A 14,397-nucleotide genomic window follows, 5' to 3' on the forward strand; every position below is an offset into this window, starting at 1 on the left:
TGGAATTAGAATTTTATCAAATCAAAAATGTGGCATAGGTCTTAGAAAATTTGTCCGACTTTTTGTTGCAAGTCCAGAATTACACACATTCCGGTTTTGGAATTATGAAATCTTCTGAAGGAATATATTATTATACACAACTTTTCTATAGATAGTAATTTTATTTATTTACTAAATATGCTTTAGAAAGATTGTAAAATAAGAGATCGTAACATATATCTGCTCATAAGAGTACTGAAATTAGGACCTTGAAACTATACGCGTATTACTGCCTACCGGATTCTCAATCCAATTCCGCATAATCAATCACAATTCTTTGATAAAAACCTAAATATTTTATTTTCTAACCCATTAGTGCTCAATCTCCACAATATTTGTTTATTTTTACGTTTTGGCTATCAGAAAAGAAGGATGTACTACAAAAAACAGATTGGTAAAAACGTAATAACATTATTGCTCTTTGCAGTTTTGATGTTACCTACTGCCATTCAGTTTTTTGATATGTTCGAAGATCACGAACATATTACTTGTACTGAAAAGACCACACACATTCATAAATCCATTGACAAATGTGATGTATGTGATTTTCATTTGATATCTTTCAACTATGATATAGCCAAATATCCTGACTTACTATTACCAAAAATCCCTGTAAAGGTAGATGCAACATCTGCTTCCCTTCAGTTCCATTCCTTTAAAATAACAAATACACAGCTACGCGCACCCCCTATTTTTTCTTAATAAACAAATAGTTATTTATTATGTTAATTAAGAATTTATATGCGCACCTATGCACTATTGATACTGCTATTGTGCAGTATTGTATCTATATCACAAAATTGTGGCAACACACTTTCTGGTACGGTAACAGACCTTCACGATGGCTCATTACTTATCGGAGCAACTCTTATTGTTGCAGGTACTGAACAAGCTGTACAGACAGATCTTGATGGAAAATTTATCATTTCAAGCTTATGCAATGACACCTATTCTATACAGGTATCACATCCATATTGTTTGACTAAAGGTTTTACTGTCAAAATATTGGGTAACACTACTAAAAACTTCAAACTGGAGCATCATTTGGAGGAACTTAATCAAGTAACTATTGAAGGCAAAGCCTATAGCGACAAATCCAAAACAATACTTGAAAATACCATCTCGAAAGTTGAATTGGAACGTTACAGTAGTGGCTCTCTTGGTGATGCATTAAAAAGTTTGAGTGGTGTTTCTTCCCTAAGCACAGGTAACACTGTTATAAAACCATTGATTAATGGTCTTCATAGTAGTCGTGTTGTCATTATAAATAATGGTGTTCGAATGGAAGACCAGGAATGGGGAGCGGAGCATGCCCCAAATGTCGATATTAATTCGATTGGCAACCTTACATTAATAAAAGGTGCTGGTGCCTTGCAATATAGTGGCGATGCTGTAGGTGGTGTAATTGTAGCCGAGGCTTCAAAAGTTCCTGTAAAAGACAGCCTCTACGGTAAGACTTTACTTACAGCAGCAACGAATGGACGTGGTTCTTCCTTCAGTTCTCAATTAACCAAAAGTTATCAGAGTGGATGGTATGCAACTGTTCAGGGAACATTAAAATATTTTGGTGATTTTGAAGCACCGGATTATGTCTTGAGCAATACAGGTATTTTTGAACGTAATGCTTCCTTACAAGTAGGCCTTAACCGCTTTAACTACGGTATAGAAGCGTATTATTCACTTTTTAAGAATGAAATAGGAATATTAAGAGCTTCTCACTTGGGAGGTGCTGAAGATCAGATTCGAGCTATAAATAGTGACAGACCATTAATTATCAACGATTTTACATATCAAATCAATGCGCCCAAACAGGATGTAACACATCATTTGGCAAGGTTAAAAGGGTTTAAAAAGTTTGATGATTTTGGAAAATTGAGCTTGCAATATGATTTTCAAAGGAACAATCGTTTGGAATTTGATATCAGACGCGGTACAGACAGAGACAACGCTTCGTTGGATTTACAACTGGACACCCATACCCTTTTGCTGGATTTGGACTCACACTTAACCGACGCAATACACTTTAAAACAGGTGTAATGTCAAGGTATCAAAACAACTTTGCAGACCCAAATACCGGAGTGCGCAGATTGATCCCGGACTATGACAAATACGACTTGGGAATATACGCCTTAGCAGATTACCAATTGAATGACCAATTGCTTCTTGAAGCTGGAGGCCGTTTTGATTATACCTATATGGACGTATTTAAGTTTTACAGGACCTCTTTTTGGGAATCGCGTAATTATGACGAACTGTTTCCGGAAATAGTGGTCGAAGAACTGGACAATCAGATTTTAACCAATCCACAACTAAGTTTCTATAATACTTCGGCAACTTTAGGTGCTACATATTCCTTTAACGATGATTATAAACTGTTTTTCAACTATTCAATGGCTTCGCGTGCGCCAAACCCTTCTGAACTTTTCAGTGAAGGTTTGCACCATTCGGCTTCCCGAATAGAACTAGGTGATTTGCGTTTCAATTCGGAAGTCGGACATAAGTTTTCAGTAACATTTCAACGGGATAATGATACCTTCAGTTTTTCCGTAAATCCTTATGTGAATATAATTTCTGACTTTATTGTTATTGAACCTACAGAGATTCAGCAAACCGTAAGAGGTAATTTTCAAGTTTGGGAATACCGACAAACCAATGCACAATTGTTGGGTATAGATGTGGACGCATCATATAATCTTGCGAAAAATATACACTTTAACCATCAGTTTTCTTTGGTCAAGGGATATGACAACACCAGAGATGAGCCATTGATAAATATACCGCCTGTAAATACCAAGAATGAAATTGTTTATCAAAATCCGGAATTCAATAATATCCGCTTGTCATTGCAGAGCGAGTATAACTTCCGACAAAACGAATTTCCCAATAACAATTTTGAAGTATTCATTCCAGAAACAGAAACAATGGAAGTTGTGGACATAAGTACGCCACCCGATGCATACCATTTGTTCAATTTCAATTCCAGTATCGATTTTAAAGCCACTAAAAAAGCAACCCTTACAATAGGTTTTGGAATCACAAACGTATTGAACACTTCCTATCGAAATTACCTAAACCGTTTGCGTTATTATGCGGATGATTTGGGCAGAAACTTTTCAATAAATCTCAAAATCAATTATTAATTTTTAAAACAAAACAAAATGAAAAAAGTAAAATTTTTAAGTGCCATATTACTTGTAAATTTAATATTTACAGCTTGTTCAAATGATGATGACAACCCAACACCCGTTAACGAAGAAGAAGTAATCACTACTTTGACGGTAACTCTTACACCAGACAGTGGTGTAACGCCTATTATAACCCTACAGACCCGTGATTTGGACGGTGATGGTCCAAATGCACCTGTTGTTACAGTTTCAGGAAAATTAGCAGCTGGAGTTACCTATAATGGTACCATCGTTCTGCTTAACGAAACCGAAAGCCCTGCCGAAAACATTACCGAAGAAGTGGAAGAGGAAGATGACGAACACCAGTTTTTCTATACTATTGGCGGTGGATTGGATGTAACTACGGACTATGCAAATTTTGATGGTGATGGTAATCCATTGGGTACCGAATTTACCCTGACCGCAGGAACGGCAAGCTCTGGAACACTAACATTCACTTTACGTCACGAACCTACTAAACCAAATACAGGTCTTGGTGATGCAGGTGGTGAGACCGATATTGCAGCCACATTTAATGTTACAGTAGAATAGAGTTAGCCATTATGCTTTGTTCTTAAATGATGCTCTTTGGAGCAATTGCCCTGAAGAGCATCTATTCTAAGTTTTTAATTTATATGTCTAGATTAGATTGGAAATATATCATCTCTTTCTTTTTCCTGATAAGTTTTGTCTTACTCAGGATCATAAACTTGCATGTCATTTCCCATTTAAGCTCCAATATAGATTTCCAACACTGTGAAAAGTGTATATTGATAACTCAAGTCAATCAGGCCGTACCTTTAAATTCTGGTACATCAACACCCGATTTTTCTTCTGAAAATCGGTTAGATTTTAAAAGCAGGTTAAATACACTTCTTTATACATCCCCCTACAAAAAAACATTTCTTTCAGACTATTTTTTCAATAAGCCTCCACCTCTTTTATAATGATAGTAAACTCTTTTTACAATGTTATTTCCAACGTAGTTGGAATATATAATCAATATCCTAAAAGATAGTTGTTTTGAAGTGATTCTAATCCACTATCTGGACTTCAAAAAAACAAAACTTAATGTACGCAAAATGATAACAACAAATAATCTAACCAAGACTTATGGTGACTTTACAGCATTGAACAATTTTACCTTAACGATAAAGGAAGGCGCAATTTATTGCCTCCTTGGTGCCAATGGAGCCGGAAAAACCACAACAATTAATCTATTGCTCAATTTTATATCCCCAACTTCTGGTACGGCTAGTATCAATGGGTTGAATGTTGTAAAAAATCCCATAAAAACCAAAGCTTTTTTGACCTATATACCTGAGAATCTGATGCTCTATCCCAGTTTGACAGCAGTCGAGAACCTCGATTATTTCTCAGGAATTGCTGGAAAAAAACTATCGCCTTCCGTTTTAAAAGAGTTTTTAGAAGAAGCGGGGTTACAAACAAATGCCTTTGACAAACGCATTGGTGCATTTTCAAAGGGGATGCGCCAAAAGGTGGGAATTGCCATCGCACTGGCAAAAGACACCAAAGTCCTGCTACTGGACGAACCCACCTCTGGTCTTGATCCTAAGGCGAGTAATGAGTTTGGGTTGTTGTTATATAAATTAAAAGAAAAGGGTGTAGCTACATTGATGGCCACACATGATCTCTTTCGTGCCAAGGAAGTAGCCACACATATAGGTATTATGAAAGATGGAGAACTACGGCAACAATTTGTGACCGATAACATATCCCTTTCTAAATTGGAAAAGGAGTATCTAAATACAATGGACTATAAAGAATTAGCATTATGATCTTAAGAACATTTATTAAAGAATCCAAAGAAATGTTGCGTGATGGTCGCGTACGCATAGCTTTCATTATTGTTCTTCTTTTATTAAGCGCTGCGGTGTGGATTAGCATACGGCAATATCAAAATGTGAATGCCCAGTATGAAGCTGCTAATACTGCCGAACGTGAGGTTTGGAATAATCAAGGCAGAAAGAATCCACATTCCGCCGCGCATTATGGCACTTACGCCTTTAAACCCAAGCAACCCCTTTCGTTAATTGACCAAGGTGTAGATAAATATACGGGTTCTTCAATTTTTTTGGAGGCCCATAATCGCAACGAAGCGCAGTTTAGTGCAGCAGCTGATCAAACTGGTCTCGCACGTTTTGGGGATTTGACACCAGATTTTATCCTGCTTTTTATAATTCCATTACTTATCATTCTTTTGGGTTACAACACTTTTACTAAAGAACGTGAAATGGGGACCTTGACGTTACTCAAAAGCCAAGGCATTTCCCAAAGGAAATGGATATGGGGAAAATGGGCGGCACTTTTCTTCCCAATTTTATTGATTACAGCACTTTTGTTTTTGGTAGCGGGTGGTCTGTTATCTAACCTTCAAGATTTTGGGGTGTTCAAATGGGAATCGCTGTTTGTATTGTTTGCTATATATATAGTCTATTATATCATAATTATTAACTTGGTGCTGTTGATTTCTACCAAGACAAAAAAATCAGGCATTTCGCTCGTAGTATCACTTTGTGTATGGATCATTGCCTGTTTAGCAGCTCCAAAAGCGGCCTCCAACCTTGCCGAATACCAACATCCTTTTCCCACAAAACAAGAATTTGCAGCCAATGTATCGAAGGATAAAAAAGCCGGACTCGACGGTCATAATCCTTGGAACAAGGAAGCCAAACTTCTAAAAGAAAAAGTGTTGAAGGAATATGGTGTGGACAGTCTGCACCAGCTACCCTTTAACTTTGATGCCTACAGAATGCAAAAAGGTGAAGAGCACGAGGCCGAAATCTATTTTAAACACTACAATCACCTCAAGGATCAATATGTGCAGCAGTCGGGTGTGTACAGAAATTTGGCGTTTCTGTCTCCCTATCTACCCACCCGCTTTTTGAGTATGGCCATTGCCCAAACCGACTATAACACACATTGGGATTTTGCTGATGCTGCGGAAGACTATCGCATTGCAACCCAAAAGTTTTTGAATGACAATTTCGCTAATAACTCTGAATACGGTAATTGGGCCTATCAAGCAGATGCAGAGTTTTATAAACAATTGCCCTCTTTTAAATATAATCCGCCGGAGCTTAATGTGATTTTGAATCGAAATAGTTCAAACCTTATGGTTATGGGTTTTTGGTTATTGGGGTCTTTCGGATTGCTCTTCTTTATTCCTAAAAACTTATAAATATGTTCAGTTACAATTTTAAATATGAATTAAAGCTGTTGCTCCGAAGTCGGTGGATACAGCTCTTGAGTTTAATTTTATTGCTTTTCTTTGGTTTTTCGTCCTTTAACGGAAAACAAAAAGTAGAAAAACGTAAAAGTGCCATAACAATGGCACACAAAGAAGTACGGGAAAGTGATACCGAAATGTTAAAACTTCTCGACTCTTTACAGCGTGGGATGGAAGTAAGCGCTTCTCGCTGGACTCTCCCAACAAGCCCAATGGCCGTAGGAAACTATCATCCCAGAGTGGCTGCTATGGAACCTCAGCCAATGGCATTTGTGTCAACAGGCCAGGCAGACCTTTTTGCTCATTTTGTGAAACCAACGGTAACAGGCGATGATTTTGCCATGAATTTTACTGAAATGACAAGTCCTGTGCAATTGTTATTCGGTAGCTTTGACTTAGCATTCGTTATCGTTTACTTATTGCCGCTGTTGATCATTGCTTTTTCCTACAATGTGCTTTCTGCCGAGAAAGAGAGCGGAACGCTCCGATTGCTAGCCGCACAACCCATTAGTATTCCCAATTGGGTTTTGCAAAAACTGGGATTGCGTTTCTTCTGGATGGCGGTTTTGGTTATTACAGCTTTGACTCTTGTATTACTTGTCATCGGCATAGATATCCTAGTGCAAATGAAACTCTTTTTAGAGTTAGTTGCTTTGGTGTTAGGATATATGCTTTTTTGGTTTGCTCTAGCCTTTTTGATTAACCTTTGGGTAGGCAGTTCGGCTAAAAATGCGGTGGCTATGCTCGGGCTTTGGGTCCTGTTTGTGCTGATGGCTCCTTCTGTATTGAACCAATTGGGAAATACCATTTATCCTATGCCGTCGCGTACCCTTATGATCAATGAAATGCGTGAACTAAAAGCAGAAGTTACTAAAAAACAGGACGAAATCCTTGACAATTACCTACGTGACCATCCAGAGTATGCCATTAACGATACCACCCAGAGACGCTCTTTTTGGCACAGGTACATAGCATCTCAGCAGTTAGTCAAACAAGAACTGGAACCCGTTGTAAGCACTTTCGAAACCCAATTGCAAAAACAACAAGATTGGATGGATAAGTTCAAGTGGATATCTCCGGCGATCACCATGCAGGAGTCATTGAACCACTTTGCGAGCACTTCTACCGAAGACTACGAAAGTTACCGAAAGCAGGTCGTTGTCTTTGCAGGAAATTGGCGAGAATACTTTATACCCCTTCTTTACAACAATAAAGAGTTTGCGCAAAAAGACTATACTGCGTTACCAAAATTTCAATATAGGCCAGCATCATACACATTAGCTCCAGTGGCTTTGACACTCTATCTAATCTCCGCAGTTCTTTTTGGTTTTGGATTTTATATCTCGAAACATCTAAAAACAAAAAATATGTTGAATTAAGGGTATTCGGATACCAGACTTGAGAAGAAGTTTTAGCTGAGCGAGAAAATGACATTTTTGTTATAACCCTTGACCCTCAAGATCTAAAACAATATACATAAAGATTTCATACCATTCTCTATGGCAATCAACTTGGTATTCAGAATTTCAATTAGAAATGAATCATCAAAATTAGCAACACAAGCTCTTTTATTTTTGTCCAGTTTTTTATTGTACACAAAAAAGCCGGTTCTTTCGAATCGGCTTTTACTTTGCTTACTAAGTAGCGGGAGCTGGACTCGAACCAGCGACCTTCGGGTTATGAGCCCGACGAGCTACCTACTGCTCTATCCCGCGATATGGACGGCAAAGATACAAAGGATTTGTTGTATCCACAAAGTCTTTTATAAAAATATTATTGTTCAATACTATTAGCCATAAAAGCCACCAGTACTCTGTTTTCAAATAAAGGGGCAACCTCTATAGGATTGCAACAAACTTCACAATCTTCTATATAGGTTTGCCGGGCTATTGAAACATCCAATAGCATTGATATTTCCTCCCAACAATACGGACATTGAAAAGAATGTTCAAACATTTTTATGATACTAACTCTATTTCCAGCGTAATAGCCTCCCAATCTTCCATCAATTTTTCCATATCTGTCTTCTTTTTTTGATAATCATCAAAAAAATTGGGAGCCGCAATAGTTGCATCATAATTGATTGAAAGTTCGACATCTATCGCTTTAATTTCTCTTTCCAGTTTATTTATGGCAGCTTCTATTTTGCTAAGTTTATTGGTAAGCGATTTTATCTTTTTTTGATTTTCGTACGATTGCTTTCCGTTAGCCTCTTTTTGTTTTGTTTCTGAAACTTCTATAGTACGTTTCTCCGCTTCTCTCAAATTCTGAAGGTTGCGTTGCTCCAGGAAATAATCAATGTCTCCTAAGTATTCTTTGATCTTATGATCCTTAAACTCATACACCTTATTACTCAATCCTTGTAAAAAATCACGGTCGTGTGATACTAATATCAAAGTTCCCTCAAACTTCTTCAAGGCTTCCTTTAATACATTTTTAGACTTTATGTCCAAATGATTGGTAGGTTCATCCATTACTAAAACATTGAACGGCTGCAGTAGTAATTTAGCAAGTGCTAAACGATTGCGTTCTCCTCCACTTAAAACCCTTACATACTTTTCAACATCTTCTCCACGGAATAAAAAAGCACCTAAAATATCCCGTACCTTACTTCGGTTTTTTTCATTAGCAGCATCGATCATCGTATCCAGAACGGTTTTGCTACCATCCAGATATTCAGTTTGGTCTTGTGCAAAATATCCTATTTGTACATTATGTCCTAATTTTAGGCTTCCGCTATGTTCAATCTCTCCGACAATAATTTTAGCTAAAGTTGATTTCCCTTGTCCGTTTTGGCCTACAAATGAAAGTTTACTGTTGCGCTCTACCAAAAGATCTATGTGTTGAAGCACTTTCTTCTCATCATAATTTTTCGAAACGTTTTCAGCTTCAATCACTACTTTTCCAGGGTTTACAGAAATTGGAAAGTGTAAAGACATCACACTATTATCATCTTCGTCTACCTCTATGCGGTCGATCCTGTCTAGTTTTTTAATAAGTGATTGCGCCATTGTAGCTTTACTGGCCTTAGCTCTAAACTTTTCAATAAGTTTCTCCGTTTGCTCAATCTTCTTTTGTTGATTCTTTTGAGAAGCCAACTGCTGCTCTCTTAATTCACGCCTTTGTATTAAATATTTTGAATATGGCTTATTGTAATCATATATTTTTCCAAGGGAAATCTCAATTGTACGATTGGTAATGGTATCGAGAAACATTTTATCATGAGAAACAACCACAACAACACCGGCATAATTCTTTAAAAAGTCCTCCAGCCATAAAATAGATTCAATATCCAAATGATTGGTAGGTTCATCAAGGAGTAATATATCATTATTCTGAAGTAAGAGTTTTGCCAACTCGATTCGCATCCGCCATCCACCTGAAAATGTTTCCGTAGGTTTATTGAAATCTTCACGTTGAAAACCCAACCCTTGCAAAATACGCTCCGTTTCTCCTTGATAATTATATCCTCCGTGAATCTCATATTGATGCTGAATTTCATTTAAATCCACCATTAATTGATGATAACTTTCACTTTCATAATCGGTACGTTCTGCCAATTGGAAATTAATATCCTCTAATTGTTTTTCCAGTTTTTTTATTTCAATAAATGCCTCATAGGACTCTTCCAATACAGTTCTCCCTTTGGTAAAATCTATATCTTGTTTTAAGAAACCTATGGAAATCTCTTTATCGGTCGCAATTTGTCCCTCATCATATTCCTGCTCATTGGCAATAATACGTAATAAAGTAGATTTTCCCGCACCGTTCTTACCTACCAGACCTACACGGTCACCCGGTGTAAGCTGAAATGTAATTTTCTCAAACAAATAGTCTCCTTGAAAAGAAACAGAAAGATTATGAATGTTTAGCATTTGTATAACATTTGTAACGAAATGTTTTGCAAAGATGCTTAATTTTGTACTGCAAAAAAAATGATATGAAAGGTTCAAAGATTTATAGTATTTTAAGTAGTACATGCCCTGTTTGCCATACTGGAAAAATGTATAAAAAAAGAAATCCTTATCTCCTCTCCGAAACACTTAAGATGCATGAACGCTGTCCACATTGTGACACTAAATTTAAAATTGAACCCTCCTTTTTCTATGGAGCCATGTATGTAAGCTATGCCTTAGGAGTTGCAATAGCGATTGCTGCTTTTGTTATAACTTATCTTTTTATTGGATTGGACAGGCTCAATACCTTCTTTGTAATTGTTGCAACTATGGTGTTATTGCTGCCCGTTATACTTCGTATATCGCGCAATATTTGGATCAATTTCTTTTTTAAGTACGATAGAAAAAAGGCTGCTATTAAGTAAATCTCCCAATATTAACTTCTTTAGGGAGCTCCCTACCTTCTTCTAAGTGCTCATATAACATTTTTGATAAGAATGGCGCCATGATAATGCCTCGTGTTCCAAAACCATTTAAAAAGGCTTTATTTGGGTTTTTAGGCAAAACCCCTAATAAAGGCCTTCTATCCTTTGTAGTGGGGCGTATTCCTGCGATCTGATCCACAATAGTAAATTCACAAAGAATCATTTGCTTCAGCTTTGCAACAATTTGGTTCTTTGCTGCTGGCGTTGGATTTTCAGAAAAGTCATTACGGCTGTAGGTAGCTCCAACTTTATAGAGGTGATTCCCTAAGGGGATTACAAACAAAGGCCCTTTAAGTATTTCTTTCAGTTTTAATTCTTGCGCTTCGATAATCAAATATTCTCCCTTATTACCTATTAGAGGCCCTTTTGGAAACAATGGATTATGTACGGCACCTGCACCTTCAGCAAAGACTATTTTTTTTGCCGAAACTTTGTCATAACAAACATGGCTCTCTTTTTGCTGAAGTTTTGTATGATCAAATCTTTCAGAAACCAGACGGCCTTCTTGTTGAAGCTGTTCCCGATAGGTTTGAAGTAACTGAGAAGGTGAAATTCTTCCGGAAACGGCAACTTTTCCAAAACCAAAAGCTGCATTGATGTTTGGATTTTTATTTTTGATTAGTTCTGAAGTAAGAAAACGCTCTAACCCTTTTTTATCACTCGCAATGGCCCAATTATTTTGTTCTTCGCTATTTTTTAAAATTCTGAATATGGGTATGGTTTCTAAAACCGGGATTTGTAATTTTTCTGAAAGTGCCTGATAAAATGGTAGTGCATACTCCAAATGTTGTTGTGCATTCCAGCTTGCTGTAAAACGTTTTAGTACCACAGGATTAAAAACCCCTCCCGAAACAACAGTGGATGCATTCTTTCCGTAATCAAAAACTTTAAAGCTTTTGTTGTGTTTCCGTAGCTGTTCACAAAATGAAAGTCCTGCAATTCCCAAACCTACAACTATATAATCTACGTTTTGCATTCTACAAAATTAAAAAACCCTCTTAAGTATAAAACTCAGGAGGGTTTACATTTATCTTAACTTTCGAAAAACTAGTAGTTCCACATATCAATTTCTATATTTCTGATCTGTTCTTTAATTCTGTCAGACTCCAAAAGTTGCATCAAAGCATTGTCACTAATATAATCTGCAACTCCTCTATCTCCCTGTACGTTATCTTCTTTGTAAATAACCCCGTGGAAACGTCTTGAGTTCAACAAGTGATCGAAAGTAACAGGTTGCGATGTGTTCTTACGGTTAAAAGCCTTCGCTTCATGTAGCACTTTACGGGCTCCCGGGAACCATACCCAGAACAATTCAACTTTTGAATCCAAACCATCATCTTGAAAAGCTTTGGAACGTGCTTCATTAGCTACTGGACAAATCCCTAACATGCGATACTTCAATTCACCTTGACGTTTGTCAAGATACCAGTAACCGCGTACTCTCCATTCTTCTATATCACCTGCATCCAATGTAAATTTACGAATGTATTGAGGATCTACCGGCTCTCCGGCATTAGCTTGATCAATACCGGCATCTGTAGTATCTGTATATACTAACGAAGCGCCAAGATCTTCCAAGGTACGTTTTTCAGTAAAATAAGAATCGGCATATACATGTTCAATACTGCCATTCTTTATTCCTTTTATAAGAACGTCATACAAAGAGCGTCTTTCAGAACCGATGTTGTTGGTATCAATTGGGTAGTACAATGGGAAATTGACACGTTCGTCAAGATCGATTATTTCCCAAGTTGTCCTGGACCACAGCACATCACGTTCATCTGTGTAACCATAAGGTAATGGTTCATCATTATCATAGGCAATTTGTGCTTCGGTTTTTTTGCCTATCTCCTCAGGTGTTTTAGCATTAAGGATATTCAACTGTGCAGAAGCACTGTATCCTACCATTAAAACAAAAACACTTAAAACAACATTTTTAAAAGTCATAAAAAACAGATTTTATACTAGTTTGTTAACTCAATGAACACAGGAGATATTTTCTTTAAAATGTATCCTGAATTTCCTGATATTTTAGCATTAATATCAAATATTTGTACTGCTTCACCACGCTTTGCTCTACGTAAAGCACTTTTAGCAGCTCCGTCTAATTTTGTCCCGTTCACTCTTACCGTAGGTTGTCCGGATACTTTAAAGCTAAATCCGGTAACATTTAATTTAAGGTCGAAATCGAAATCGGGCAATGCAGCACCTACACTTGAAATTTCAAGTCCTTGACGTTGCATACGAACAGGTCCTCCATTTCCATCTTCTCCACGAATAGTTCCTGTAGGTCTTGGAATGTCTTTAATACGGAACTCAGATGAAGTATTTACTGCCTGGCCATCAGGCAAAGTACCTCTGGCAGTAATCGTTACTGTTCTTCCAGTCCCTGGGCTCATATTGTATTTACTACCGGAAGCTTTTGTAAGACCTGCTCCCGAAGCAGTTACTTTATTATCCGGAATTCCAGGAATAGATATGGTCATTGGGTTTACAACTCCACGATATACAACATTCATCTTATCCGCAGCAATTACAGCAGCATTTGGCTTAGAGATAGTTGCAAAACCTGTTTCAACTGGAACTTCAGTTTCGTCACCTTCTTCTCCATAGAAAAGAGATCCTTCAATTTTATGGTCTCCGGGGCTTCCGGCTCCTACACTTAATACAATTCTACCTCCGTTAATAGTATAATCTTGATCTCGAACCAATTTACGCCCGTCAAGAGTTAATTCTTCTCTCTTTGGAACTGTGTTTGGATCTACACGACCTAAGATAATAGAACCGTCAAATGTTTCACCCGGATAAAAGGCTGTCTTTTTCACGGTCATAAAAGATTCATAGTTCTTTAGAGCCAGTGCATCAGCCTGCTGACCTGCCAACATTTTGCTTAAAAGCTCGTTCTTGGTAGTCTTAATATCTCCTTGAATTTGAGTAAGCTTTGTTTTTGAAGCTATCAGGGGGAAACCTTCATAGTTATAATTGATCCAGTCTCTTTTTTTACCGTCACGGTTTGTAACCGGCTCTGTAGAAAAATTAGATTCAATAGAACTCCTAATGTCCGGATAATCACTTCCTAAAACATTAAGCATGTCTGTTCTATACTTATTGATTTTGTCCAAAAACTCCTGTCCTTCAGGTTTTAACTTATCTCCTTTGAAAAAGCGCTGATCTAAAAAGTCAGGTTTGTCCTGAACTTCATAATCGTCAACATCTTCTGCTTTAAGGGTAGCCATCATTTCAGATTTCAATCCTTGCAGATACGTATCAAGTTCTTCAGAAATAGTATTTACTTCATCTGCTTTATTTTTTAAAGCAGCATATTGTTCTGGTTGATCTGAAGCCTTTGTTGCCAAACTTTCCATGAAAGCAGTATTACGCTGGGCCGTAGCAACGTTTGCATCAGTTATTTTTTTATCTAATAATCCAAAAGCAGATAATACCTCTTTGGACATATTTAGAGCCAACATAGCGATGAATACCAGATACATCAGGTTAATCATCTTCTGCCTTGGGGATAAACTTCCTTTAGCCATATTCTTTTAGTTTTTTGTTGTTAATA

At 37.3% G+C, this 14,397-nt stretch carries 12 protein-coding genes and 1 tRNA gene; 7 read left to right on the forward strand and 6 right to left on the reverse strand.

The annotated features are described in order from the left end of the window. The first annotated feature begins 411 nt into the window (after positions 1 to 411). From ACY2RT_RS13560 to ACY2RT_RS13585, 6 genes are all read left to right on the forward strand, one after another. Positions 412 to 741: a hypothetical protein gene (locus ACY2RT_RS13560; RefSeq protein ID WP_490156464.1), complete on the forward strand. Its 330-nt coding sequence runs from the start codon at positions 412 to 414 to the stop codon at positions 739 to 741. Positions 742 to 780: 39 nt separating this feature from the next. Next, positions 781 to 3,180: a TonB-dependent receptor gene (locus ACY2RT_RS13565; protein WP_490156465.1), complete on the forward strand. Its 2,400-nt coding sequence runs from the start codon at positions 781 to 783 to the stop codon at positions 3,178 to 3,180. A gap of 18 nt (positions 3,181 to 3,198) precedes the next feature. Beyond that, complete coding sequence (locus ACY2RT_RS13570) at positions 3,199 to 3,756, forward strand: type 1 periplasmic binding fold superfamily protein (protein ID WP_490156466.1); 558 nt, start codon at positions 3,199 to 3,201, stop codon at positions 3,754 to 3,756. A 530-nt stretch (positions 3,757 to 4,286) separates the two neighbouring features. Further along, the gene (locus ACY2RT_RS13575) at positions 4,287 to 5,003 is read left to right on the forward strand and encodes an ABC transporter ATP-binding protein (protein ID WP_490156467.1); all 717 of its coding nucleotides are present in this window, start codon (positions 4,287 to 4,289) and stop codon (positions 5,001 to 5,003) included. Then, the gene (locus tag ACY2RT_RS13580) at positions 5,000 to 6,406 is read left to right on the forward strand and encodes an ABC transporter permease (RefSeq protein WP_490156468.1); all 1,407 of its coding nucleotides are present in this window, start codon (positions 5,000 to 5,002) and stop codon (positions 6,404 to 6,406) included. Before ACY2RT_RS13575 ends, ACY2RT_RS13580 begins: the two co-directional genes overlap by 4 nt. Before the next feature lie 2 nt (positions 6,407 to 6,408). Beyond that, positions 6,409 to 7,833: a DUF3526 domain-containing protein gene (locus ACY2RT_RS13585; protein WP_490156469.1), complete on the forward strand. Its 1,425-nt coding sequence runs from the start codon at positions 6,409 to 6,411 to the stop codon at positions 7,831 to 7,833. A 263-nt stretch (positions 7,834 to 8,096) separates the two neighbouring features. On the opposite strand, the gene ACY2RT_RS13590 is transcribed toward ACY2RT_RS13585, so the two are convergent. The 3 genes from ACY2RT_RS13590 to ACY2RT_RS13600 all read right to left on the reverse strand — a co-directional run bounded on the left by ACY2RT_RS13590 (position 8,097) and on the right by ACY2RT_RS13600 (position 10,329). Then, positions 8,097 to 8,169 (reverse strand) — tRNA-Met (locus ACY2RT_RS13590). Positions 8,170 to 8,227: 58 nt separating this feature from the next. After that, positions 8,228 to 8,410: a CPXCG motif-containing cysteine-rich protein gene (locus ACY2RT_RS13595; RefSeq protein WP_490156470.1), complete on the reverse strand. Its 183-nt coding sequence runs from the start codon at positions 8,408 to 8,410 to the stop codon at positions 8,228 to 8,230. A gap of 2 nt (positions 8,411 to 8,412) precedes the next feature. Beyond that, positions 8,413 to 10,329: an ABC-F family ATP-binding cassette domain-containing protein gene (locus ACY2RT_RS13600; protein WP_490156471.1), complete on the reverse strand. Its 1,917-nt coding sequence runs from the start codon at positions 10,327 to 10,329 to the stop codon at positions 8,413 to 8,415. 65 nt (positions 10,330 to 10,394) lie between these two features. Here ACY2RT_RS13600 and ACY2RT_RS13605 point away from each other — a divergent pair, with 65 nt between their 5' ends. Beyond that, positions 10,395 to 10,775, forward strand: a complete 381-nt coding sequence (locus tag ACY2RT_RS13605; protein ID WP_490156472.1) for a DUF983 domain-containing protein — start codon at positions 10,395 to 10,397, stop codon at positions 10,773 to 10,775. On the opposite strand, the gene ACY2RT_RS13610 is transcribed toward ACY2RT_RS13605, so the two are convergent. The 3 genes from ACY2RT_RS13610 to porM form a co-directional block, all read right to left on the reverse strand. After that, the gene (locus ACY2RT_RS13610; protein ID WP_490156473.1) at positions 10,768 to 11,811 is read right to left on the reverse strand and encodes an NAD(P)/FAD-dependent oxidoreductase; all 1,044 of its coding nucleotides are present in this window, start codon (positions 11,809 to 11,811) and stop codon (positions 10,768 to 10,770) included. The genes ACY2RT_RS13605 and ACY2RT_RS13610 overlap by 8 nt on opposite strands. A gap of 71 nt (positions 11,812 to 11,882) precedes the next feature. Further along, positions 11,883 to 12,782 (reverse strand): type IX secretion system ring subunit PorN/GldN, encoded by a 900-nt coding sequence (porN, locus tag ACY2RT_RS13615; protein ID WP_490156474.1) that lies wholly within the window; start codon positions 12,780 to 12,782, stop codon positions 11,883 to 11,885. A 17-nt stretch (positions 12,783 to 12,799) separates the two neighbouring features. Further along, entirely contained in the window at positions 12,800 to 14,371 is a 1,572-nt protein-coding gene (porM, locus tag ACY2RT_RS13620; RefSeq protein ID WP_490156475.1) for a type IX secretion system motor protein PorM/GldM, read from the reverse strand. Positions 14,372 to 14,397: the final 26 nt, after the last annotated feature.

The organism is Ulvibacter sp. 2210JD10-4, assembly GCF_058148525.1.